Source organism: Nocardioides dubius, from assembly GCF_039528155.1.
Lineage (GTDB): Bacteria > Actinomycetota > Actinomycetes > Propionibacteriales > Nocardioidaceae > Nocardioides > Nocardioides dubius.
On record NZ_BAAALG010000002.1, the window covers coordinates 47,871 to 71,157 of the forward strand.

Below are 23,287 nucleotides of genomic sequence, written 5' to 3' on the forward strand. Positions count from 1 at the left end.
GAGGTCGCTGCCGTGGCCGACCGGGTGGTTGCCGCCCGGATGAACCGACCCGACGGCCCCGCGGCCGCGCTGGTCTGAGAAGCGACTTCGAGGTAGAAGATGAGCACCCCGTTCTACGTTTCGCCCGAGCAGCTGATGAAGGACCGCGCGGACTTCGCCCGCAAGGGCGTCTCCCGCGGTCGGTCCCTGGTCGCCGTCCAGTACGCCGACGGCGTGCTGATGGTCTCGGAGAACCCGTCCCAGGCCCTGCACAAGATCTCCGAGCTCTACGACCGGATCGCCTTCGCCGCGGTCGGTCGCTACAACGAGTTCGAGAACCTGCGGATCGCCGGGGTCCGGCTGGCCGACATGCGCGGCTACGCCTACGACCGGCGCGACGTCACCGGTCAGGGCCTCGCCAACGCCTACGCACAGACGCTGGGCACGATCTTCTCCAACGGTGGCGAGAAGCCCTACGAGGTGGAGATCTTCGTCGCCGAGGTCGGTGAGAAGGCGGCCGACGACAACATCTTCCGGCTCACCTTCGAGGGCATGGTCGCCGACGAGCACGGCTTCGCCGTGATGGGCGGTGCAGCCGACGTGGTCTCCGGCTACCTGCGCGAGCGCTACACCGAGGGGCTGGACCTGGCTGCTGCGCTGCGGCTCGCCGTCGGCGCGCTCGGGCACAGCGAGAGCTCCGACCGGGTGATCGGGATCGACGACCTCGAGGTGGCGGTGCTGGACCGCACCCGCACCCAGCCGCGGAAGTTCCGCCGCGTCGCTGCGGCCAAGCTGCCCGAGCTGCTCGGGCCGCGCGAGGCGACGTCGTCGAGCGAGTCGAGCGAGCCCAGCGATCAGGCTGAGCCGACCGCGCAGGATCAGTAAATTCGCAGATCCACTGGCGTTTGGGGCGCACCTTGTGGTGCGCCTCACCTAGTGTTGGTGCATGGACCGCCGAATCTTCGGAATCGAGAACGAGTACGGCGTCACCTGCACGTTCCACGGACAACGACGGCTGAGCCCGGACGAGGTGGCGCGCTACCTGTTCCGCAAGGTCGTGTCCTGGGGCCGGAGCAGCAACGTCTTCCTGCGCAACGGCGCCCGGCTCTATCTCGACGTCGGCAGCCATCCGGAGTACGCCACCCCGGAGTGCGATGACATCGAGCAGCTGGTCACCCACGACAAGGCGGGGGAGCGGATCCTCGAGGGCCTGCTGATCGACGCCGAGCAGCGGCTTCACGACGAGGGCGTCTCCGGCGACATCTACCTCTTCAAGAACAACACCGACTCGGCCGGCAACTCCTACGGCTGCCATGAGAACTACCTGGTCGGTCGCGCCGGCGAGTTCAGCCGGCTGGCCGACATCCTGATCCCGTTCCTGGTGACCCGGCAGATCCTGGTCGGGGCGGGCAAGATCGTGCAGACCCCGCGTGGCGCCTCCTACTCGGTGAGCCAGCGGGCGGAGCACATCTGGGAGGGCGTCTCCAGCGCGACCACGCGCAGCCGGCCGATCATCAACACCCGCGACGAGCCGCACGCCGACGCCGAGCGCTACCGCCGCCTGCACGTGATCGTCGGTGACTCCAACATGAGTGAGACCACCACCATGCTCAAGGTCGCCAGCTGCGACCTGGTGCTGCGGATGATCGAGGAGGGCGTGGTCATGCGCGACCTCTCCCTGGAGAACCCGATCCGCGCGATCCGCGAGATCTCGCACGACATGACCGGCCGCCGCAAGGTCCGGCTGGCGAACGGTCGGGAGGCGAGCGCGCTGGAGATCCAGGGCGAGTACTTCTCCCGGGCCCGCGACTTCGTGGACCGCCGTCAGCTCCACGATCCCGTGCTCGACCGGGCCCTCGACCTGTGGGAGCGCGGTCTCAAGGCGATCGAGGCCGAGGACCTCTCCCTGGTCGACCGCGAGCTGGACTGGGTGATCAAGTGGAAGCTGATCGAGCGCTACCGGGCCAAGCACGGCCTGAGCCTCGGCAGTGCCCGGGTCGCCCAGCTCGACCTCGCCTACCACGACATCCGGCGGGACCGCGGCCTCTACTACCTGCTGGAGCGCCGCGGTGCTGTGGCCCGGGTGAGCAGCGACCTGCCGATCTTCCGGGCCAAGTCGGTGCCGCCGCAGACCACGCGGGCCAAGCTGCGCGGTGACTTCATCCGCCGGGCGCAGGAGCGCCGGCGTGACTTCACCGTGGACTGGGTGCACCTGAAGCTGAACGACCAGGCCCAGCGCACGGTGCTCTGCAAGGACCCGTTCCGCGCGGTGGACGACCGGGTGCAGCGTCTGATCGAAGGTATGTAGGCGCCTGATTGGGCTGATGGCCTAGGCTCTGATCCGCCCGTGCTGTCAGAAAGAACGGAACCACCACCGTGCGTCGCATCGCCGCCTCTCTTGCTGTTGCCACCCTGCTCCTCGGGAGCGTCGCCGCCTGCGGTGACGACAGCGACGACGGCAGCAGCCAGGGATCGTTAAAGGTCTCCGGCGCGTTCGGCACGGTGCCCCAGGTCGACATCGACGCGCCCTACGCCGTCGACGAGACCGAGGTGAAGGTGATCACCGAGGGTGACGGCGACGAGATCGCCAAGGACAGCTCGGCCTTCCTCAACATCTTCATCGCGAACGGCTACAACGGGAAGGTCGTCGACTCGGCCTGGCCGATCCCCGAGGACGAGAGTGCCACCGAGTCGCCCAGCGCGACCCCGAGCGAGTCGCCCAGCGCCGCACCGAGCGCGACCCCGAGCCAGACCCCCAGCGGCGACACCGACGCGGCTGACGGCGAGTCCGAGGCGCCCGCAGCCGACGAGCAGGTCGAGGGCAACCCGACCCTGGTCACGCTGACCTCGGAGACCATCAAGGCGATCAACAAGGCCGTGGTCGGGCACACCGTCGGCTCCCGGGTCGTGGTCAGCGCGAACGCCGACGACGCCTTCGGACTCGGCGGCGCCGAGCTCGGCATCGGCAACGAGGACACCACCGTCTTCGTGATCGACATCGTGGGCAGCGTCCTGGACAAGGTCGACACCAGCACCGCCGTCGCCCCGCAGGGGATGCCGACGGTCGTCGAGGCGGACGGCAAGGCCACCGGCCTCGACTTCAGCAAGGCCCCCAAGAAGCCGGCGCCCGGCCTGCAGGTCGTCACCCTGGTCGAGGGCGACGGCGCCAAGGCGGAGAAGGGCTCCCAGGTGGCCCTGCGCTACCTCGGTCAGGTCTGGGGCGCGAAGAAGGCGTTCGACGAGAACTACACGGCCTCTTCGCCCACGGTCGCCGGGAACCCGTTGACGCTGGGCGTCGGCTCCGTGATCAAGGGGTGGGACCAGGGCCTGGAGGGCGTCACCGCCGGCAGCCGGGTGCTGCTGGTGATCCCGGCCGCGCTCGGCTACGGCGCTGAGGGCAAGGGCGAGGACATCAAGGGCGGCGACACGCTGACCTTCGTGGTCGACGTCCTCGGCGTCGCCTGAGCCGGTCGGCCCAGGCCCCCGGCGTAGACTGGCCAACGTTGTTGACTATCAAGGTGAGGACGTCATGACCCCGCAACTCATCGGAGGGCTCGGCACCCCCGAACTCCTGATCATCCTGGCCGTGATCGTCCTGCTCTTCGGCGCCTCGAAGCTCCCGGAGCTGGCTCGCGGGAGCGGCCGTGCCCTGCGGATCTTCAAGGCCGAGACGAAGGGCCTGCACGACGACGAGCAGGCTGAGGCCGGTCCGGCCGGCGAGCTCAACCCGCCGAAGGGCACCGACTCGGTGATCGACCCCGATCCGCGGCGCGACACCACCAACTGACCGTGTCACTCGCCGGCGTCGTGGGCTTGTTCCGCGGCAAACCGAAGCATGCCGTCTCCGCGGACGGCAGGATGGCTCTGGCCGACCACTTCCGCGAGCTCCGCGCGCGGCTGATGCGCTCGCTGCTGGTCTTCGTGGTGCTCTTCTTCGTGGCGCTGTTCTTCTACGAGGAGCTGCTGGACCTGATCCTCGAGCCGTATAACCACGCGCGCGAGGTGCTGGAGGCCGACGTCAGCACGGAAGCGTACGTCAAGGGCGCCACCGGGCCGCTGATGCTGCAGTTGAAGCTGTGCGGCATCGCGGCGCTGGTGCTGGCCAGCCCCTACTGGCTCTACCAGATCTGGGGTTTCCTGGTCCCGGGTCTGACCGCGCGGGAGAAGCGCTGGTCCCGGGTCTTCGCCGCGGTGGCCGGGCCGCTCTTCCTCGGCGGCGTGGCACTCGGCTACTACGTGCTGCCCAAGGGCCTCGAGGTGCTGATCGGCTTCACCCCGGACGGCATGCAGAACCTGGTCGAGTTCGGGGAGTACTTCTCGTTCTTCACCCGGATGCTGCTGGTCTTCGGCATCGCGATGGAGATCCCGCTCTTCGTGATCATGCTGAACCTGGCGGGGATCATCACCGGCAAGCAGATCGGTGCGTACCGTCCCTGGATCATCGTGGGCACCTTCATCTTCGCCGCCGTCGCGACGCCGTCCACGGACCCGTTCGCGATGTCCATCCTGGCCGGTGTGATGACGGCGCTGTTCCTGCTCTCCGAGGTGGTGGCACGCTTCCTCGACCGGTGGCGCGGACGACGTGCGACGGGCACCGACCAGTGGGCCGACGACGAGATCTCGACGCTGTGAGGCCCTGCGATCCGTTTGACCTGCCCGACTGGCTCGGCACTGCCGAGGTCACCTGGAGCGCGGTCAGCACCGACCGTGGTGGGCACCGTGTCCGCGGTGAGCTCAGTGCCGGTGCGCAGCTGATGCCGTGCGACCTCTTCGCCGTCGACCAGGCCTGGCCGGCGCCGGTGGCAGACGACGTGCTGCGCCACGAGGTGCACACCGCCTGGCGTTCCGGCGAGGTCGTCCTGGCCACCGAGCAGGAGCGGCTGCTGATCCTGACGCCGGGCGTCTGCTTCGCTCCCGCTGATGCGCTGGAGGCGGTTCGCCGACTGGCGCGCGCGGTCGCCGCGCAGCCCGAGCACTACGTGGTGGCGCTGCGTCTGGACGCCTGGGCCACCCGGGGGACCAGTGCCGATCGCGGGTGAGGTCGGGGTCCTGATCAACCCCACTGCCGGCAAGGGCCGGGCGGCCCGGATCGGCGACGGCGTCCTGGCCCGGCTCGCGGCCGCCGGGGTGAGCGCGCGCCCGATCATCGGGCGCGACGGCGACCATGCCGAGCACCTGGCCCGGCAAGCGGTGCGGGACGGGGCCGGAGCATTGATCGCTGTGGGTGGCGACGGATCGGTCCACCTGGCGGCCCAAGCGCTCGCCGGGACCGACGTCCCGCTCGGCGTGGTGCCGGCCGGCACCGGCAACGACGTGGCGCGCTACCTGGCATTGCCGCGCACCGATCCACTTGCGGCGGTCGAGGTGATCCTCGCCGGGCGGACCAAGCGGATCGACCTGGCCCGCTCCGGCTCCCGCTACTTCGTCACGGTGCTGGCGGCCGGCTTCGACGCGGTGGTCAACGAGCGTGCCAACGCGATGAGCTGGCCGCGCGGCCAGATGCGCTACAACCTGGCCACCCTTGCCGAGCTGCGGACGTTCCAGCCGCTGCGCTACACCCTCGACCTGGACGGCGAGCGGGTGGAGACCGAGGCGATGCTGGTCGCCGTCGGCAACGGCACCTCCTTCGGCGGCGGCCTGCGGATCACCGAGGGCGCCCGGCTCGACGACGGCCTGCTCGACGTGGTGCTGGTCAAGCCGCTCAGCCGCCTCGGCCTGATCCGGGCCTATCCCGGCCTCTTCGACGGCAGCGTCGTCGAGCATCCCCAGTTCCGGCGCTATCGGGTGCGCCGGGCGACCATCGCCGCAGCCGGCATCGTCAGCTACGCCGACGGCGAGCGATTCGGCCCGCTTCCGCTTACCGTGGAAGCGGTGCCCCGAGCATTGAAGGTGATCGCATGAGTGACTCCCCGTCCGAGAGCTACGCCCGCTTCCAGCGGGATCGCAAGTACCCCGTGCTCGCGGACTTCTCGGCGTTGTATCCCTTCGGGCTCGACGAGTTCCAGCTCCGGGCCTGCCGCGAGGTGGAGGAGGGCAAGGGCGTCCTGGTCGCGGCTCCCACCGGGAGCGGCAAGACGGTGGTCGGCGAGTTCGCCATCCACCTGGCGCTGGCGAGTGGCCGCAAGGCGTTCTACACCACGCCGATCAAGGCGCTCAGCAACCAGAAGTACGCCGACCTGGTGAAGCGGTACGGAGCCGATCAGGTCGGGCTGCTGACCGGTGACAACACCATCAACGGCGAGGCTCCGGTGGTGGTGATGACCACCGAGGTGCTGCGCAACATGCTCTACGCGGGCTCGCGCACCCTCGACGGCCTCGGCTTCGTGGTGATGGACGAGGTGCACTACCTCGCCGACCGGATGCGAGGCGCGGTCTGGGAGGAGGTGATCATCCACCTCCCGGAGAGCGTCTCGGTGATCTCGCTGTCGGCGACCGTCTCCAATGCCGAGGAGTTCGGCGAGTGGCTGAACACGGTGCGCGGCGAGGTGGTCACCATCGTCGAGGAGCGCCGTCCGGTCCCGCTGTTCCAGCACGTGATGGTCGGGCGCCGGATGTACGACCTGTTCGGCGATGCGGACGAGCAGACCAAGGCCGGCTTCGTGCAGGAGGGCGCGGTGGTCAACCCGCAGCTGCTCCGGGTCGCCCGCGACGACTTCGCCACCAAGCGGTTCAACGACCGCCGCGACAAGAAGGGCAACCGTGGGCGCGGCGCCCAGCCCCAGGGGCGCCGGCTGCCGATCTCCTCGCGCTATGACGTCGTCAGCCGGCTCCAGGCCGACGGCCTGCTGCCGGCGATCTACTTCATCTTCAGTCGCGTCGGCTGCGACGCCGCCGTCACCCAGTGCCTGAACTCCAACCTGCGCCTCACCACCGAGGACGAGGCGCGCGAGATCCGGCGCTTCGTCGACGAGCGGTGCCGGCACCTGCCGGACGAGGACCTGCAGGTGCTCGGCTACCACGAGTTCGTCGACGGCCTGCAGCGCGGCATCGCCGCGCACCATGCCGGCATGCTGCCCACCTTCAAGGAGTGCGTCGAGGAGCTCTTCCTGCGCGGGCTGTGCCGGGTGGTCTTCGCCACCGAGACGCTCGCACTCGGGATCAACATGCCGGCGCGCACGGTGGTGCTGGAGAAGCTGACCAAGTGGAACGGCGAAGGTCACGTCGACATCACCCCGGGGGAGTACACCCAGCTCACCGGTCGTGCCGGACGCCGCGGACTCGACGTCGAGGGGCACGGCGTCGTGCTCTGGCAGCAGGGGATGAACCCCAAGGAGCTCGCCGGACTCGCCTCCACCCGCACCTATCCGCTGCGCTCCTCCTTCCGTCCCTCGTACAACATGGCGATCAACCTGGTCACCCAGTACGGCCGCAGCCGCTCGCGCGAGCTGCTGGAGACGTCGTTCGCCCAGTTCCAGGCCGACCGCGCCGTCGTCGGCATGGCACGCCAGCTGCGCAAGGCCGAGGACGCCCTCGACGGCTACGCGGAGGCGGCCGAGTGCCACCTGGGCGACTTCATGGAGTACGCCGCCCTGCGGCGGCGGATCTCCGACATCGAGAAGGAGGGCGCCCGCGCCCGGCGCCAGGACCAGCGTGCCGAGGCGGCGGAGTCGCTGGCCAAGCTCCGTCCCGGCGACGTGATCCGGGTCCCGGCCGGCAAGTACGCCGGCCTGGCCGTGGTCCTCGATCCCGGGTTGGCCGGCACCGAGCCCCGGCCCTATGTGCTCACCGTCGAGCGACACGCCAAGCGGCTCGGCTCCCTCGACTTCCCGACGCCGGTCACCGCACTGGAGCGGCTCCGGGTGCCGAAGGGCTTCAACGGACGCAACCCGCAGATGCGTCGCGATCTCGCTGCCGCACTGCGCGAGAAGGGCCGCCACCTGCCGCTCCCCGGACGTACCGGCCGGAACGCGGCGCGCAGCGGGCTCAGTCCGATGGACGACGAGATCGCCGCCCTGCGCGCCCAGTTGCGGGCCCATCCCTGCCACGGCTGCGCTGACCGCGAGGACCACGACCGGTGGGCTCAGCGCTGGTTCAAGCTGAACCGCGACACCGAGGTGCTCAAGCGTCGCGTCGAGAACCGGACCAACACGATCGCCCGCCAGTTCGATCGGGTCTGCGAGGTGTTGGAGGCGCTGGAGTACCTGGACGGCGACGAGGTCACCGAGCGGGGCGCGCCGCTGCGCCGGCTCTACTCGGACTTCGACCTGGTGGCCGCGGAGGCGATCCGCGGCGGCTACTGGGACCACCTCGATCCGGCCGAGCTGGCCGCCGTGCTGTCGGCCCTGGTCTTCGAGGCCCGGCGTCCCGACGACGCCCGCTCGCCGCGGTTGCCCGGCACCCGGGTCCGTGAGTCCCTGCAGGACCTGGTCAAGCTCTGGGCCGAGCTCGAGGCGTTGGAGAAGGAGCACCGGCTGTCGTTCCTGCGCGAGCCGGACATCGGCTTCGCCTGGGCGGCGTTCCGGTGGGCCGAGGGCGACGACCTCGACGACGTGCTCAACGTGGTCGACCTGGCCGCCGGTGACTTCGTCCGCTGGATGAAGCAGCTGATCGACCTGTGCGGCCAGGTGGCCGACGCCGCCGGTGACTCACCGTTGCGGCGGACCGCCCGCAAGGCCACCGAGCGGCTCCGTCGCGGCGTGGTGGCCTACTCCTCCGTCTCGTCCTAGTGCCGCACTAGTCGCGCGGGCCGGCCATCGCCTCCAGCAGCCGGTTCGCCGACGTGCTGAGACCGAGGCGCGCCTCGAGGTCGACGAACGCCTCGGGGTCGCGCGGCGTGGTCGGCAGGGTCAGGTCGCGGGCGCCCAGGTCGAGGTCGCGGCGCACCGCCACCACCCGCGGTGCGACGGCGAGGTAGTCGGCGGCGGCGAGCAGGTTGCGACGCGGGGCCGGGCCCATCTCGGCGGCGGCGTCCGCAGCCGCGGCCACGATGCCGTCGAGATCGCCGAAGCGGGCGAGCAGGGTGGCAGCGGTCTTCTCGCCGATGCCCTTGACGCCCGGCAGCCCGTCGGAGGCGTCGCCGCGCAGCGTGGCGAAGTCGGCGTACTGGCTGGCGTGCACGCCGTACTTGGCCACCACCCAGGCGTCGTCAACGCGCTCGTGCCTGCCGACGCCACGGGCGGTGTAGAGCACGCGCACCTCGGAGTCGTCGTCGACGAGCTGGAACAGGTCCCGGTCACCGGTGACCACGTCGACCGGCATGCCGGCGTCGGTGACCAGGGTGCCGATCACGTCGTCCGCCTCCATCTCCGCGGCGCCGACGACGGCGATCCCGGCTGCGTCCAGGACGGCGCGGATGAAGGGCACCTGCTGCTGCAGCGGGTCCGGCACCTCCTCGACGTCGGGGGCGTCGCCCGGACGCTCCTCGACCACGCGGTGCGCCTTGTAGGAGGGGAGCAGGTCGACGCGCCACTGCGGGCGCCAGTCGTCGTCCCAACAGCACGCGACGTGGGTGGGCTGGTACTCGGTGACCAGCCGGGAGATGAAGTCCATCAGTCCGCGCACCGCGTTGACGGGCATCCCGTCGGGCGCGCGCATGGAGTCGGGCACGCCGAAGAAGGCGCGGAAGTAGAGGCTGGCCGTGTCGAGGAGTAGCAACCGCTGAGTGCTCACAATGCGCAAGTTTGACAGGTCCGCACCTGTGGACCGACTAACCTGGCCTTGTGGAGCATACGGATCGGCAGATTCTCACCCTGCTTGCCAGCGACGGTCGCATGTCGTACACCGACCTCGGCAAGGCCACCGGCCTGTCCACCTCCGCGGTGCATCAGCGGGTCAAGCGGTTGGAGGCGCGCGGGCTGATCAAGGGCTACGGGGCCACCATCGACCACGAGCAGATCGGGCTGCCGCTCACCGCCTTCGTCTCGATCACCCCGATCGACCCGGGCCAGCCCGACGACTATCCCAAGCGGCTGGAGGAGATCGAGGAGATCGAGTCCTGCTGGTCGGTGGCCGGCGAGGAGTCCTACATCCTCAAGGTGCGGGTCGCGATGCCCAGCGACCTGGAGGCACTGCTGGCCCGGATCCGCAACGTCGCGAACGTGGCGACCCGGACCACCATCGTACTCTCCACCTCCTTCGAGAACCGTCCGGTCACCACGCCGGCCGTGCGGGAGTAGCCGGTCGGCTCACGGCGCCTGGAGTCGTGCGATCTCCCGCGAGGCCAACGCGGTGGCGGCATGGTCGGCCTGCTCCGGTGCGTTCTCCCGCCACCACTGCTGCCCGGAGGCGGGCAGGGTGTGGATCGGGTCGTAGTAGGAGTAGGTGCGTCGCAGCGCGGTCGCGTCGTCGGTCTCGATCGAGGTCCGGTAGTTCTTCGTCCAGCCGCTGATCCCGCGCTCGGTGTCGTACTCGGCAAGCTGGTGCACCCAGCGCTTGCCGACGAACGGCACGTCGCAGACGATGCGCGGAGTGGCGAAGCCGGGCAGGTAGCCCATGATCGCCTCCTGCAGCTGCTGGGCGTGCCGCACCGAGACCCGCCAGTGCTCGGCGAACGGCACCATGTCGCACATGTAGAAGTAGTACGGCGTGATCGAGGCGCCGTCGAGCAGCGCGAAGCAGAGGTCGAGCAGGTCGTGCGGATCGGCGTTGACGCCGTCGAGCAGCACACCCTGGTTGCGGACGTCGCGCACCCCCGCCTCGAGCATCGCGCGTGATGCCTCGGCGACCAGGGGGGTCACCGACTGCGCGTGGTTGGTGTGGGTGTGGATGGCGAGTGAGGCTCCGCGCGAGCGGGCCAGGGTGGCCACCCGGGTGATGCCCTCGCGGACCTCGGGCTGGAGCCAGTGCTGGGGGAGCCCGATCAGCGCCTTGGTGGCGAGGCGGATGTCCCGGATGTTCTCGATGGCCAGGAGCTCGGTGACGAAGGCCTCCAACCGGGGCCAGGGCATGTTGGCGACGTCGCCGCCGGAGACCACGACGTCGCGCACGGTCGGCGTGGCACGCAGATAGTCGAGCATCGCCTCCAGCCGGTCGGTGGGCTTGCCGGTCAGGCGCAGCTTGGTGACCGTGGGCGTGGAGTTGCCGACCAGGTCCATCCGGGTGCAGTGACCGCAGTACTGGGGGCAGGTCGGCAGCAGCTCGGCGAGCACCTTGGTCGGGTAGCGGTGGGTGAGGCCCTCGGCGACCCACATGTCGTGCTCGTGCAGGGAGTCGCGCGACGCGTGCGGGTGCGAGGGCCAGTCGGTGCGCCGGTCACTGAAGACGGGCAGCATGTAGCGGCGGATCGGGTCGCGGTAGAACGCCTCGGTCAGGCTGCCCGGGCCTCCCGGCGTCTGTCCGGGGGCCATCGTGTTCAGCATCTGCGGCGGGACCAGCATGGACATCGTGGCGCGCTCGCGCTGGTCGCGCTCCAGGTCGGCGTAGAACGCCTCGCCGACGAGATCGCCGAGCAGCTCGCGGAGCTGGGCCACGTTCTTCACGCAGTGGGCGCGCTGCCACTGCGCGGAGCGCCAGTCGGCATCGGAGACGTCGCGCCAGCCGGGGAACCGGCGCCAGTCCGGCTCGACGAGGGGCTGTTGCCGGTAGACGTAGGGCTGGGGTGCGGCGGCGGAGGCTGCGGCCAGGCTCATGGTGGTGCTCCTGTGGGGCGGCATCGAAAAACGGCGCGCACGGTTGTGCGCTGCATCACATCACTGCCAGACTAGAGAAGAACCTGCGGCCTGTCGATCAATTGGCCGCAAGATTTTCGGCAAGGAGGCGTAAATGGTTGATGGAGGGCTGCGAGTGCACGAGAAGGCCGCAGATCCGATCGGCACTCACCGGGTACGGGACGGCGAACAGGTGGTGCCCCAGTCGGCCCGCAGGCTGGCGACCGATCCGCAGCTGTGGCCGGACGAGGCCCGGATCAGGGTCAGCCGGCTCAACCTCGACGCGGCCTCCTACCGCCAGCTCAGCGAGCGGCATCGCGGGCCCACCGGGGTGGACGGCGCCGCGCTGCGTGCCGAGGTGGCCGCGATCATCGCCGAGCGAGGCAAGATGCAGAACCCGGTGACCGGGTCGGGTGGGATGCTGCTCGGCACCGTCGAGGAGGTGGGCCCGGAGCACACCAGCGGGATCGCGGTCGGTGACCGGGTGGCGACCCTGGTCTCGCTGACCCTCACCCCGCTGGTGATCGAGGACGGCCTGTCCGCTTGGGACGGGCTCAGCGAGCAGGTGCCCACCGACGGCTACGCGATCCTCTTCGGCCGCACCATCGTGGCCACCGTCCCTGCCGACCTCCCCGAGGAGCTCTCCCTGGCCGTCCTCGACGTCTGCGGAGCGCCGGCACTGACCCGGCGCACCGTCGCCGCCGCCCGGGCCGAGTCCGTGGTGGTGATCGGCGCCGCCGGCAAGAGTGGCTCGCTGAGCCTGGCTGCGGCCCGTGACGCGGGCGCGCGCCTCCTGATCGGGGTCGTGCCGACCCAGGCAGAGCACGACCAGCTCGCCGCTACCGGACTGGCCGACGCGATCGTCGTCGCCGACGCCCGGGACCCGATCGCCCTGCGCGACGCGGTGGCCGGCGCCGGGGGACCGGGCCAGGTCACCGTGGTCTGCGTGGACGTCGCGGGCTGCGAGGCCGGTGCGGTCCTGGCCACCGCCGACGGGGGCACGGTGATCTTCTTCTCGATGGCCACCTCGTTCGCCAGCGCCGCGCTCAGCGCCGAGGGCCTGGTCGCCGACGTGACCATGCTGGTCGGCAACGGCTACCTGCCCGGCCATGCCGGCTACGCCCTGGACCTGGTCCGCCGGCAGCCCGCCGTCCGGGCCCACCTCGAGCGGAGGCTGTGATGCTGGACCTCGACCCCACCCTCGCCGCGGCGGCCCGGGCCCGTGCCGCGCAGGTGTGCGCCCCGGTGATCGAGCTGGCCACCACGCACACCACCGACTCCGTCGAGCGGGCGACGCTGCGGCTGGCCGGACTGAGCGGCGCGGACGGCGACGGCGTCCCCTGGGTCAACCACCTCGTCGCCGCGGTCCGGGCCGACGCCGGGCTCGCCGACGGCGTCTGCCTGCCGGTCTGGCACGCGTTGCTGCGCTCCGGCGTCGACGGCCTGCGCGAGCTCACCGAGAAGGCGATCGCCGGCTCGGTGCGGTTCGCAGTGCCCGAGGGCGCTGCCCGCGACCAGGCCGCAGCCGCAGCGCGGAGCGCGGTCGGGCGGGGGATCGCCCTGCTCGACGCCCGGCGCGCCGAGCGGGAGCGGCTGATCGCGGAGGTCGGCGACGCGCCCGCCAAGCCGTGGATCTACCTGATCGTGGCCACCGGCGACATCGAGGAGGACATCCCGCAGGCACAGGCGGCGGCCCGGGCCGGTGCCGACGTGATCGCGGTGATCCGCTCCACCGGCCAGTCGCTGCTCGACTACGTCCCGGAGGGCGCCACCCGGGAGGGCTTCGCGGGCACCTACGCCACCCAGGAGAACTTCCGGCTGATGCGCGCAGCGCTCGACGAGACCAGCCGCGAGCTGGGCCGCTACGTGCGGCTCACCAACTACGCCTCCGGCCTGTGCATGCCGGAGATCGCCGCCCTGGCCGGCATGGAGCGGCTCGACATGATGCTCAACGACTCGATGTACGGCATCCTCTTCCGCGACATCAACCCGGTGCGCACGTTCGTCGACCAACGGTTCAGCCGGCAGATCCATGCCCGGGCAGGGATCATCATCAACACCGGCGAGGACAACTACCTCACCACCGCCGACGCCGTCGACGCCGCGCACACGGTGACGGTCAGCCAGCTGATCAACGAGTGCCTGGCCAAGGAGGCGGGACTGGCGGACTGGCAGCTGGGCCTGGGCCACGCGTTCGAGATCGACCCGGCGGTGCCGGACTCGTTCCGCCTCGAGCTCGCCCATGCGCTGCTGGCCCGGACACTGTTCCCCGATGCGCCGTTGAAGTGGATGCCGCCGACTCGGCACATGGACGGCGACGTCTTCCGTGGCTACCTGCTGGACGGCTTCTTCAACCTGGCCGGGGCGCTCACCGGTCAGGGCATCCTGCTGGTCGGCATGATGACGGAGGCCGTGGTGACGCCGTGGCTCTCGGACCGCGACCTCGCGCTGCGCAACGTGCGCTACGTGATGAACGCCGCCGCCGGGCTGCGTGAGGACTTCGCCCCGCCACCGGACGGCTTCATCGCCACCCGCGCCCGGACCGTCCTCGGCGAGGCGTTGCGCCTGCTCGAGGAGATCGAGCGTCGTGACGACGGTCTGCTCGGCGCGATCGCCGACGGCACGTTCGGCCTGATGCGCCGCCCCGCTGACGGCGGACGCGGTCGCGACGGCGTCACGGTGCGCGGCCCCGGCTACTACAACCCCGCCATCGAGATCCTGGAGGAAGCGTGATCGTCCGGCCCTATGGAGACACCACCGGCGACGGGATGGTGCAGCTGAGCTTCACCCTGCCGCTGCCGCACGACAAGGTCGCCGAGGGCGCGGCGTTGCAGCTGGCCCAGAAGATGGGGTTCGACCAGGCCCTGGTCGTGCACGCCCATGCGATGGGGCCCGACTTCACCTTCTTCGTGGTCTACGGGCGGGTGACCCATCTGGTGGACACCGTGCAGGTCCGGGTGGTCGAGCGTGACTATCCGCTGTTGACGCCGGCCGAGGTGAACGCGCAGGTGAAGTCCTCGCTGCGGCGCAGGATGGTGGTGGTGGGGGCCTGCATCGGCACCGACGCGCACACCGTCGGCATCGATGCGATCCTCAACATCAAGGGGTTCGCGGGGGAGAAGGGCCTGGAGTACTACCGCGAGCTGAAGGTGGTGAACCTCGGCGCGCAGGTCTCGGTGCCGCGCCTGGTCGAGGCGGCCCGGGCCGAGCAGGCCGATGCGGTGCTGGTCTCCCAGGTGGTCACCCAGCGCGACGCCCACCTGCACAACACGGCCGAGATGTCCGCGGCGTTCCGCGAGGCCTTCGCGGAGGCGGAGCGGCCGGTCCTGGTGGTCGGCGGTCCCCGCTTCGACGAGCACGCCGCCGGCGAGCTGGGGGTGGACCGGATCTTCGGCCGGGGGACCACCCCTGGTGACGTCGCGAGCTTCCTGGTGCACCGGGTCGCCAAGGTGGCGTCATGACCGCCGAGGTGGGGCTGCGGGTGGTGCAGCGGCGCTACGTCGACTACAGCCACGCCCACTACGCGGGCCATCTGGTCGACGGCGCCTTCGGGCTCGCCCTCTTCGGCGACGTCGCCACGGAGCTCTGCATCCTCTCCGACGGCGACGAGGGCCTCTTCGCCTCCTACAGCGCGGTGGAGTTCCGGGCGCCGGTCCGGGCCGGTGACGTGGTGGAGGCGGCTGCCGAGGTGGTCCGGGTGGGGCGACGCTCGCGGGAGCTCTACTTCACCCTGCACGTCGTCGCGCGGGGCGCGGCCACCGACGCGCGTCCGGGGGCGGCGTCCCCACTCTCGCCTCCGCTGCTCGCCACCGAGGCGCGGGGCACCGTCGTGGTGCCGTAGGGGTGTCTGGACACCTCCCGGCGTGTCGGCACCCGACACGCCGCAAGGATTGAGGATCTTCCTCTTTTTGGGGGATGGCCAACCCGCCTCTGACCTGCGGAAACCATGATTCGCGCAGGTCAGAGGCGGGTTGACAGCACAGCCCGGGTGCAGCAGCGTCTGCCAGGTCTACCCTGGCAGTTCGTCGCGGAACGGACCGACGTCCGGGTGGCGGTCCGGGCCGGTGAGCACCACACCTGCATCGAGATCGTTCACGGAGGTCGGTTCGCCCGCGCGATGGGTGGACCCGGGAGGGTCCCGGGCGCCTTAGACAACTTCCGGCTCGCGGTCGCCAGCCGCGCTCCGGTTGGTCCGAAGCTCTCAGGCACCCTCCCGGCCCTGCCAGGATGCGCCGGTAGCCTTGGCGCGTGCGCACGCGATACGCCCTGGCTCCCGTGCTGGGCTTCGCGCTCAGCCTGGCCTTCGAGCCGGCTGCCCTCTTCTGGATCATGATCCCGGCACTGGCCGGCTTCTTCGCCCTGCTGCGGGGCCGCAGCGTGCGCCAGGGCGCCCTGCTGGGGCTGCTCTTCGGGGGCTGCTTCATCTTCGCCAACATCTACTGGATGCGGGCGGTGGCCGACGCCGCCTGGATCGGCCTGGCCGGCGTCCAGGCGCTCTATCTGACCGGGGCGGGGGCGGCCTTGGCGGTCGTCTCGCGGTGGCGGCTCTGGCCGCTGTGGATGGGGCTGGTCTGGGTCGGCATCGAGGTCGCCCGGGGCAGCTTCCCGTGGAGCGGCTTCACCTGGGGCCGGCTCTCCTTCGCGGTCGTCGACACGCCGTACGCCGCACTGCTGCCCTGGATCGGCTCGAACGGCGTCAGCCTGCTGCTCGCCACCGGCTGTGCCCTGCTGGTGTGGTGCGTCGAGAGCAGGGCCCGGGTGCGTCCGGTCGGGCTCACCCTCGCCGCCCTGGCCGTGGCCACCCTGGTGCCGAGCCTGGTCGGGCCGCAGTGGGGCAACGGGAGCACCGCCCGGGTCGCGGTGGTGCAGGGCGACGTGCCCGGCGACGGGACCGACGTCGCCGCCTACCACCGCACGGTGACCGCCGACCACGTGGCGCTGACCAAGCAGCTCGGTGCCGAGATCGCCGCGGGATCCGTCGCGCGACCGGACTTCGTGGTCTGGCCGGAGAACTCGACCGCGATCGACCCGTTCGTCGACGAGGAGACCCGGACCGGCATCGAGCGAGCGGTCACCGCGCTCGGCACGCCGCTGCTGGTCGGTGCGATGGTCGACCATGCCGACGACGACAAGGTGCTCAACCAGGGCGTGGTCTTCGATCCGGTCACGGGCGACGGGGACCGCTACACCAAGCGGCACCCGGTGCCGTTCGGCGAGTACATCCCGCTGCGCAGCTGGATCCCCGAGGGCACCAACATCGGCCGACTCGCCGAGATCCCGCGCGACATGGTGGCCGGCACCAACAAGGACCCGCTGCGGATCGGGGAGCTCGACGTCGTCGATGCGATCTGCTTCGACGTCTCCTACGACGACGTCTTCGTCGATCAGGTGCGGCGCGGGGGCGAGCTCGTGGTCGTGCAGACCTCGAACGCGATGTTCATCCACACCAGCCAGATCGACCAGCAGTTCGCGATCTCCCGGCTCCGCGCGCTGGAGACCGGCCGGGCCGTCGTGGTCGCCGCGATCAACGGGCGCAGCGGCGTGATCGGCCCCGACGGCGAGGTGATCGCCGACATCGCGCCACGCACCGCAGGGGTGATCCAGGCCGAGGTGCAGCTGGCCTCGGGAACCCCGCTCGGCCTCTACGTCGGCCCGTGGCTCGGGCGGCTCAGCGTGCTGGTGCTCGTCGCCGCCGTCGCCGTTGGCATGCTGTCGTATCGTCGGCAGCGTCAGAACCGTGAGGAAGGGCTCGAACTTGACCGTCGCTGATCTCGGGCAGGTGGTGATGGTGATTCCCACCTACAACGAGGCGGAGAACATCGCCGGCATCGTGGCGCGGACCCGCGCCGCCCAGCCGTACGTGCGGGTGCTGATCGTCGACGACGCCTCGCCGGACGGCACCGGCGACCTGGCCGAGCAGATGGCCGCCCGCGACGCCATGATCAGCGTGCATCACCGCCCCGGCAAGCAGGGGCTGGGCGCCGCGTACCTGGACGGCTTCGCGGTGGCGCTCGCGATGGGTGCCGACGTGATCGGCGAGATGGATGCCGACGGCTCCCACCAGCCGGAGCAGTTGCAGGCGATGCTGACCGCGCTGCGGCATGCGGACCTGGTGATCGGCTCGCGCTGGGTGCCGGGCGGCTCGGTGGTCAACTGGCCCCTCGGACGGCGGCTGCTCTCGCGAGGCGGCAACCTCTATGTGCGGCTGCTGCTCGGCCTCCCGGTGCGCGACGCGACCGCAGGGTTCCGGGTCTACCGGCGTTCGGCGCTCCTGGCCGCGCAGCTCGACGAGGTGGAGTCCTCCGGCTATGTCTTCCAGACCGACCTCGCCTGGCGGGTGCACCGGGCCGGACTGCGGATCCGCGAGGTGCCGATCGAGTTCGTGGAGCGTGAGCGAGGAGAGTCGAAGATGAACGGTCAGGTGGCGCGCGAGTCGTTGCGCAACGTCACCCGGTGGGGACTGCGTGAGCGCGCCCGCCAGGTGCGGGTGCTGGCAGGCCGCTGATGTCGTCCTTCTCCGTCTCCCGCACCCGCCGTCGCCGGATCCCGCTGTGGCTGATGGCGCTGCTCTTCCTGGTCATCCCGCTGCTGGAGCTGTGGGTGCTGATCCAGATCGGCCAAGTGATCGGCGTCGGCTGGACGATACTGCTGCTGATCGCCGACAGCCTGCTCGGCGGCTGGCTGATCAAGCGCGAGGGGGCCCGGGCCTTCAAGGCGCTCGGCGTCGCCCTGCAAGAAGGTCGGCTGCCGTCGCGTGAGATCGCCGACGGGATCCTGGTCCTGGCCGGCGGCATCCTGATGCTCTCGCCGGGCTTCGTGCTCGACGTGGTCGGCCTGGTGCTGGTGCTGCCGATCACCCGTCCGCTGGCCCGTCGCCTGCTGACCCGGGTGGTGGAGGCCCGGCTGCTCGGTGCGGTGGTGGCCACCGGGGTCCCGGGCACAGACGCCAATCACCCCCGACCCCCGGCCGGCGGCCAGGTGATCGAGGGTGAGGTGGTGGACCCGCCGGAGTAGGCGGGTCAGGCGAGGCTCAGGCCTTCGCCTTCTTCTTGGCCTTTCCGGGCCGGTGCAGGTGGGCCGGGCCGATCTCGCCGCCACGCAGCAGCTCGAGACGCTCGGTGAGGATCACCTCGAGCTCGTCGAGCGAGCGGCGCTCGAGCAGCATGTCCCAGTGGGTGCGGGCCGGCTTCTCGGCCTTCTCCTCGGGCAGGATGCCGTCGACGTTGAGGGAGACCGCGCCGCAGCGGGGGCACTCCCAGTTGGCCGGGATCTCGGCCTCGGTCGACATGGTGATCTCGAACTGGTGGCCCTGCGGGCACGAGTAGGCCACCTGCTGACGCGCGGCGAACTCGATGCCCCGCTCGTCCTCGAAGCTCTGGCCTCCGAGTCGCGCTCCGCGCAGTGTGCGCTCCGCCATGAGCTACCTCCGGTTGTACTGAATGGGATTGTTCGGTGTCGTGGTCGTCAACAGGATGACGCCACAAACAGCACACCATGACGCAGAAGCTCCGCCCGGGCGTACGCCCTGTTCAACGAGCGGGACGCCGGAAGGATTCCGGTGCGAGGTGTGGCTGTCGCCACGGTCTTTCGTGGTGGGTACGTGTCGCCTCAGATCACGTCCGGTGCCATGTTACCCGCCTCCCGGATGCCCCGTGCCGTGTCGACCTTGGCGAGCAGCAGCCCGCCGATCACGAAGAAGACGATCAGCGTGAAGATCGCGGGCCGATAGGAGCCGGTGAGCTGGTAGACGACGCCGAAGGTGAGGGTGCCGAACCAGGAGGTGCCGCGGTCCATGGCGTGGTAGAAGCTGAAGAACTCCGCCTCCCGGCCGCGGGGGATGAGCAGCGAGAAGTAGGAGCGGGCCAGCGCCTGGGTGCCGCCGAGCACGATGCCGATGGCCAGGCCCATCAGCAGGAACGGCACGATCTGCTCGGCCGGCAGGAACAGGGCGGTGGTGACGATGCCCATCCAGATCAGGAGCCCGACCAGGATCACCCGCTTGGCGCCGTAGCGCTCGGCAGCGCGCCCGAAGAGCAGTGCCCCGCCGAAGGCCACGAACTGCACCATCAGGATCGTCGCGATCAGCACTGAGGTGCCGAAGCCGAGCTGCTTCTCGCCGTAGACCGACGAGGAGGCGATCACGGTCTGGATGCCGTCGTTGAAGAACAGGTAGGCGACCAGGAAGGTCAGCGCCATCGGATAGTTCCGCAGCTCCTTGAGGGTGCGCCAGAGCTGGCCGAAGCTCTGCGCCAGGATGCCGCCCTCGACCTGGGCGAGCTCGCGTTGCGGCAGCGGCTCGTTCTTGAGCTTGAGGAACGGGATGAAGGTGAATGCCGCCCACCAGATCGCCGCCGAGAGCATGGAGATCCGGACGGCGAGCGCGGTGCCCATCCCGAAGCTGTCGTGGAAGGTGACCAGGATCAGGTTGATCAGCAGCAGGATGCCGCCGCCGAGGTAACCGAACGCCCAACCGCGTGAGGAGACCCGGTCCCGCTCGTCCTCGGTCGAGATCAACGGCAGGATGGCGTCGTTGACCACCGCCGAGGCGCCGAGGCAGAGGTTCGCCCCGATGATCGCCACCGCTCCGATCTCCCAGTTGTCGCCGCGGCAGAACCACAGCAGCGACGCGAAGCCGGCACCGGCCCAGGCGAAGCCGGCCAGCATGCCCTTCTTGTTCGCGGTGCGGTCGGCGACGGCGCCCAGCAACGGCAGCAGCAGCGCGGAGAGCACGGTCGAGAACGTGATCAGGTAGGCCGGCAGCGCGCCGGGGGCGATGCTCAGCCCCAGCACGTCGAGGTGGGCGGTGCAGTCGAGGCCCTTGTCGTCGTCGCTGATGAAGCCGCAGGCGGCCTTCTCGGCGACGGTGATCATGTAGGGCGCGAAGAGGACGGTGGCGACCGTCGTCACGTAGGCGGAGTTGGCCCAGTCGTACCAGTACCAGGCGCGCTGCTGGCTGCGCCGGTGCAGCGGCCGCAGGTCGGCGACGCCGCCCACCTCAGATTCCTTCATGACGCCGTCCCTCCCAGAGACCTCGCGCAACCAGTACGGCCTTGAGTATGTCGGTGCGATCGGTCATCAGGCCGTCGACACCCGCATCGATCAGGGCGTTCATCTCCCGCGGGTCGTCGATGGTCCACACGTGGACGTGCTTCCCGGCCCGGTGTGCCTTGCGGATCAGCCACTTGGAGGCCACCGTCAGCCCGCGCTGACGGTAGGGGATCTGCAGGGCGCTCACCCGTCGCCGGGTGAGCCGGTCCGCGATCGCGCCGGTCGGTGCCAGCAGCCAGACGGCGACCTCGCCGGGGTGTGCGGAGGTGGCCACCCGGCCACCGGTCAGCCGCCGGAAGCGGCGCAGGCTGGCTGCCGAGAAGGAGCCGACCATCACCCGGTCGTAGGCATCGCGCTCGGCCAGGAAGCGCGCCAGCGCGTCGACGCTGGCCGCGGACTTGAGATCGATGTTGAAGCGGGCCTCGGGGAAGGCGTCGAAGAGCTCGGCCAGGGTCGGGATCGCCTCGGTGCCGGCCAGACGCACCGCAGCGACGTCGGTGGCGAGCATCTCCGCGATCGCGCCGCTCTGCGCAGCCACCCGGTCCAGGCGCGCGTCGTGGAAGGCGAGGAGGACGCCGTCGCTGGTGGTGTGCACGTCGGTCTCGAGGTAGCGATAGCCCAGCGCCACCGCATGCCGGAACGCGCGCATGGTGTTCTCCAGGCCGACCAGCTCGGGATGGGTGGCGCCGCCCCGGTGGGCGAAGGCCAACACCCCGCGGGCGTCGTCGAGATACGGGTGGCCGGTGATGGGTCGCTGCACAGCGCCATTCAACCCCAGGCGCGTCCTGTTTCAGCGCCGATCCGGCAGGAGTACCGTCACGCTATGGAGACTCTGGAGTGCCCGCGGTGCGGGGCGACGATGGAAGAGAGGCGTCTGGGACGCAGCACGGTGCGTCGGTGTCCGGACGGCCACGGCGTGTTCTTGGAGCGGGTCGCGCTCGGTGACCTGATCGATGCCGAGAACGACTGGCATCGCGGCGGGGAGGGCTTCCATACCGCGCCCCTGCCGCGGATCACCGCGGAGATGGCGCCACCCCCGCCGGCGGCTCCGCGAGCACCTGCGTGGGTGGCGACCCTCTTCGACTGAGTGGGGGTGGGGCCTTCCGCGGCTCAGATGTCGCGGAAGGTCACGATGTTGGCGCCGAGCTCGTTGAGGCGCTCGGCCAGGTCCTCGTAGCCCCGGTGGATCACGTAGGTCGACCGGAGCACCGACGTGCCCTTGGCGGCGAGCATGGCCAGCAGGATCACGACGGCCGGGCGCAGCGCCGGCGGGCAGACGATCTCGGTCCCGGAGAAGCGGGTCGGGCCCTCGACCAGCACCCGGTGCGGGTCGAGCAGCTTCACCTGGCCGCCGAGCTTGTTGAGCTCGGTCAGGTAGATGGCCCGGTTCTCGTAGACCCAGTCGTGCAACAGGGTCTGGCCCTCGGCGACGGCGGCGATCACCGCGAAGAACGGCAGGTTGTCGATGTTCAGGCCGGGGAAGGGCAGCGGATGGATCTTGTCCAGCGGCGCGTGCAGGTCCGAGGGCAGCGTGGTCAGGTCGACCAGGCGGGTCTGCCCGTTCTCGGCCGGGTACTCCTCGGAGCGGCGGTAGTCGAAGCCCATCTCCTCCAAGGTGGCCAGCTCGATCTCGAGGAACTCGATCGGCACCCGGCGGATGGTGATCTCGGACTTGGTCACGATCGCGGCGGCGAGCAGCGACATCGCCTCGATCGGGTCCTCGCTGGGCGCGTAGTCGACGTCGACGTCGATCTCGCTCAGCCCGGTGACGGTCAGCGTGGTGCTGCCGATGCCCTGGACGCTGACGCCGAGCTTCTGCAGGTAGAAGCAGAGGTCCTGGACCATGTAGTTGGAGGAGGCGTTGCGGATCACCGTGGTGCCCGGGTGCAGGGCGGCGGCCATCAGCGCGTTCTCGGTGACCGTGTCGCCACGCTCGGTGAGCACGATCGGGCGTCCGGGCTCCATCGCCCGGTTGACCCGTGCGTGGTAGCTGCCCTCGGTGGCCTTGACGTCGAGGCCGAACGGGCGCAGCGCGGCCATGTGCGGCTGGACCGTCCGGTCGCCCAGGTTGCAGCCACCGGCGTAGGGCAGGTCGAAGACCTCCTCGCGGTGCAGCAGCGGGCCGAGGAACATGATGATCGACCGGGTCCGGCGCGCGGCCTCCTCGTCGATGTTGCCGAGGTCCAGCACCGCCGGCGGGACGATCTCGAGGTCGTTGGCGTCGTTGAGCCAGCGGGTCTGCACGCCGATGCTGCCCAGCACCTCCAGCAGGCGGTTGACCTCTTCGATCCGGGCCACCTTGCGCAGGGTCGTGCGGCCCTTGTTGAGCAGGCTGGCGCAGAGCAGGGCGACGCCGGCGTTCTTGGAGGACTTCACGTCGATCGTGCCGGACAGCGTCGTCGGTCCGGTCACCCGCAGGTGGGTGGGGCCACCGGCGCCGAGGGCGACGATCTCGGAGTCCAGCGCGCTGCCGATCCGTGCCAGCATCTCCAGGGAGAGGTTCTGGTGACCCTTCTCGATCCGGGTGACGGCCGACTGGCTGGTGCCCAGCAGATTCGCCAGCTGTTGCTGGGTCAGGCCGCGGTGCTTGCGTGCGTCGCGGATGAGGTTGCCGATCCGACCGAGATAGTCCTGCGTCATGCCGTCGAAGGTAACTCACATATGAGATAGGGGCC

Annotated in this window: 23 protein-coding genes; 17 read left to right on the plus strand and 6 right to left on the minus strand. The window is 70.3% G+C overall.

Annotated features, from left to right (window positions below):
* The first annotated feature begins 99 nt into the window (after positions 1-99).
* The 8 genes from prcA to ABD151_RS02110 all read left to right on the plus strand — a co-directional run bounded on the left by prcA (position 100) and on the right by ABD151_RS02110 (position 8,645).
* Positions 100-864 carry a proteasome subunit alpha gene (prcA, locus tag ABD151_RS02075; RefSeq protein WP_343990833.1) on the plus strand — a complete coding sequence of 255 codons (765 nt, stop codon included), beginning with the start codon at positions 100-102 and terminating at the stop codon, positions 862-864.
* A gap of 61 nt (positions 865-925) precedes the next feature.
* A complete protein-coding gene (gene pafA / locus ABD151_RS02080) occupies positions 926-2,287 on the plus strand; it encodes a Pup--protein ligase (RefSeq protein WP_343990834.1) in 1,362 nt (453 codons plus the stop codon).
* 68 nt (positions 2,288-2,355) lie between these two features.
* On the plus strand, positions 2,356-3,444 hold the full coding sequence (locus tag ABD151_RS02085) for an FKBP-type peptidyl-prolyl cis-trans isomerase (protein ID WP_343990835.1): 1,089 nt from the start codon (positions 2,356-2,358) through the stop codon (positions 3,442-3,444).
* 64 nt (positions 3,445-3,508) lie between these two features.
* Positions 3,509-3,766 carry a Sec-independent protein translocase subunit TatA gene (gene tatA, locus ABD151_RS02090; protein ID WP_343990836.1) on the plus strand — a complete coding sequence of 86 codons (258 nt, stop codon included), beginning with the start codon at positions 3,509-3,511 and terminating at the stop codon, positions 3,764-3,766.
* A 71-nt stretch (positions 3,767-3,837) separates the two neighbouring features.
* Entirely contained in the window at positions 3,838-4,611 is a 774-nt protein-coding gene (gene tatC / locus ABD151_RS02095) for a twin-arginine translocase subunit TatC (protein ID WP_343990837.1), read from the plus strand.
* Positions 4,608-5,018: a hypothetical protein gene (locus tag ABD151_RS02100; protein ID WP_343990839.1), complete on the plus strand. Its 411-nt coding sequence runs from the start codon at positions 4,608-4,610 to the stop codon at positions 5,016-5,018. The genes tatC and ABD151_RS02100 overlap by 4 nt, the downstream gene beginning before the upstream one ends.
* Entirely contained in the window at positions 5,002-5,880 is an 879-nt protein-coding gene (locus ABD151_RS02105; RefSeq protein ID WP_343990840.1) for a diacylglycerol kinase, read from the plus strand. Before ABD151_RS02100 ends, ABD151_RS02105 begins: the two co-directional genes overlap by 17 nt.
* Entirely contained in the window at positions 5,877-8,645 is a 2,769-nt protein-coding gene (locus ABD151_RS02110; protein WP_343990842.1) for a DEAD/DEAH box helicase, read from the plus strand. Before ABD151_RS02105 ends, ABD151_RS02110 begins: the two co-directional genes overlap by 4 nt.
* Before the next feature lie 7 nt (positions 8,646-8,652).
* Here the strand turns inward: ABD151_RS02110 and ABD151_RS02115 are convergent, their stop codons facing one another.
* Positions 8,653-9,588 (minus strand): 5'-3' exonuclease, encoded by a 936-nt coding sequence (locus ABD151_RS02115; protein WP_343990844.1) that lies wholly within the window; start codon positions 9,586-9,588, stop codon positions 8,653-8,655.
* Positions 9,589-9,638: 50 nt separating this feature from the next.
* Here ABD151_RS02115 and ABD151_RS02120 point away from each other — a divergent pair, with 50 nt between their 5' ends.
* On the plus strand, positions 9,639-10,094 hold the full coding sequence (locus tag ABD151_RS02120; RefSeq protein WP_343990846.1) for an Lrp/AsnC family transcriptional regulator: 456 nt from the start codon (positions 9,639-9,641) through the stop codon (positions 10,092-10,094).
* Between the two features lie 9 nt (positions 10,095-10,103).
* On the opposite strand, the gene ABD151_RS02125 is transcribed toward ABD151_RS02120, so the two are convergent.
* On the minus strand, positions 10,104-11,546 hold the full coding sequence (locus tag ABD151_RS02125; RefSeq protein WP_343990847.1) for a KamA family radical SAM protein: 1,443 nt from the start codon (positions 11,544-11,546) through the stop codon (positions 10,104-10,106).
* A gap of 133 nt (positions 11,547-11,679) precedes the next feature.
* Between ABD151_RS02125 and kdd the strand changes: the two genes are divergently transcribed.
* From kdd to ABD151_RS02160, 7 genes are all read left to right on the plus strand, one after another.
* A complete protein-coding gene (gene kdd / locus ABD151_RS02130; RefSeq protein WP_343990849.1) occupies positions 11,680-12,744 on the plus strand; it encodes an L-erythro-3,5-diaminohexanoate dehydrogenase in 1,065 nt (354 codons plus the stop codon).
* The gene (gene kamD, locus ABD151_RS02135; protein ID WP_343990851.1) at positions 12,744-14,297 is read left to right on the plus strand and encodes a lysine 5,6-aminomutase subunit alpha; all 1,554 of its coding nucleotides are present in this window, start codon (positions 12,744-12,746) and stop codon (positions 14,295-14,297) included. The genes kdd and kamD overlap by 1 nt, the downstream gene beginning before the upstream one ends.
* Positions 14,294-15,025 (plus strand): lysine 5,6-aminomutase subunit beta, encoded by a 732-nt coding sequence (gene kamE / locus ABD151_RS02140; RefSeq protein WP_343990853.1) that lies wholly within the window; start codon positions 14,294-14,296, stop codon positions 15,023-15,025. The genes kamD and kamE overlap by 4 nt, the downstream gene beginning before the upstream one ends.
* The gene (gene kal / locus ABD151_RS02145; RefSeq protein WP_343990855.1) at positions 15,022-15,405 is read left to right on the plus strand and encodes a 3-aminobutyryl-CoA ammonia lyase; all 384 of its coding nucleotides are present in this window, start codon (positions 15,022-15,024) and stop codon (positions 15,403-15,405) included. Before kamE ends, kal begins: the two co-directional genes overlap by 4 nt.
* Positions 15,406-15,812: 407 nt before the next feature.
* Positions 15,813-17,333, plus strand: a complete 1,521-nt coding sequence (gene lnt / locus ABD151_RS02150; RefSeq protein ID WP_343990857.1) for an apolipoprotein N-acyltransferase — start codon at positions 15,813-15,815, stop codon at positions 17,331-17,333.
* Complete coding sequence (locus ABD151_RS02155; RefSeq protein WP_343990859.1) at positions 17,320-18,069, plus strand: polyprenol monophosphomannose synthase; 750 nt, start codon at positions 17,320-17,322, stop codon at positions 18,067-18,069. Before lnt ends, ABD151_RS02155 begins: the two co-directional genes overlap by 14 nt.
* The gene (locus ABD151_RS02160) at positions 18,069-18,578 is read left to right on the plus strand and encodes an FxsA family protein (RefSeq protein ID WP_343990861.1); all 510 of its coding nucleotides are present in this window, start codon (positions 18,069-18,071) and stop codon (positions 18,576-18,578) included. Before ABD151_RS02155 ends, ABD151_RS02160 begins: the two co-directional genes overlap by 1 nt.
* A 16-nt stretch (positions 18,579-18,594) precedes the next feature.
* Here the strand turns inward: ABD151_RS02160 and ABD151_RS02165 are convergent, their stop codons facing one another.
* From ABD151_RS02165 to ABD151_RS02175, 3 genes are all read right to left on the minus strand, one after another.
* A complete protein-coding gene (locus ABD151_RS02165; RefSeq protein ID WP_343990863.1) occupies positions 18,595-18,981 on the minus strand; it encodes an RNA polymerase-binding protein RbpA in 387 nt (128 codons plus the stop codon).
* A gap of 191 nt (positions 18,982-19,172) precedes the next feature.
* Positions 19,173-20,573 carry an MFS transporter gene (locus tag ABD151_RS02170; protein ID WP_343990865.1) on the minus strand — a complete coding sequence of 467 codons (1,401 nt, stop codon included), beginning with the start codon at positions 20,571-20,573 and terminating at the stop codon, positions 19,173-19,175.
* The gene (locus tag ABD151_RS02175; RefSeq protein ID WP_343990867.1) at positions 20,560-21,372 is read right to left on the minus strand and encodes a glycerophosphodiester phosphodiesterase family protein; all 813 of its coding nucleotides are present in this window, start codon (positions 21,370-21,372) and stop codon (positions 20,560-20,562) included. Before ABD151_RS02175 ends, ABD151_RS02170 begins: the two co-directional genes overlap by 14 nt.
* A 63-nt stretch (positions 21,373-21,435) precedes the next feature.
* Here ABD151_RS02175 and ABD151_RS02180 point away from each other — a divergent pair, with 63 nt between their 5' ends.
* Positions 21,436-21,699, plus strand: coding sequence for a zf-TFIIB domain-containing protein (locus ABD151_RS02180; protein ID WP_343990869.1), 264 nt, complete (start codon positions 21,436-21,438; stop codon positions 21,697-21,699).
* Positions 21,700-21,722: 23 nt separating this feature from the next.
* Here the strand turns inward: ABD151_RS02180 and ABD151_RS02185 are convergent, their stop codons facing one another.
* Positions 21,723-23,252 (minus strand): helix-turn-helix domain-containing protein, encoded by a 1,530-nt coding sequence (locus tag ABD151_RS02185; RefSeq protein ID WP_343990871.1) that lies wholly within the window; start codon positions 23,250-23,252, stop codon positions 21,723-21,725.
* Positions 23,253-23,287: the final 35 nt, after the last annotated feature.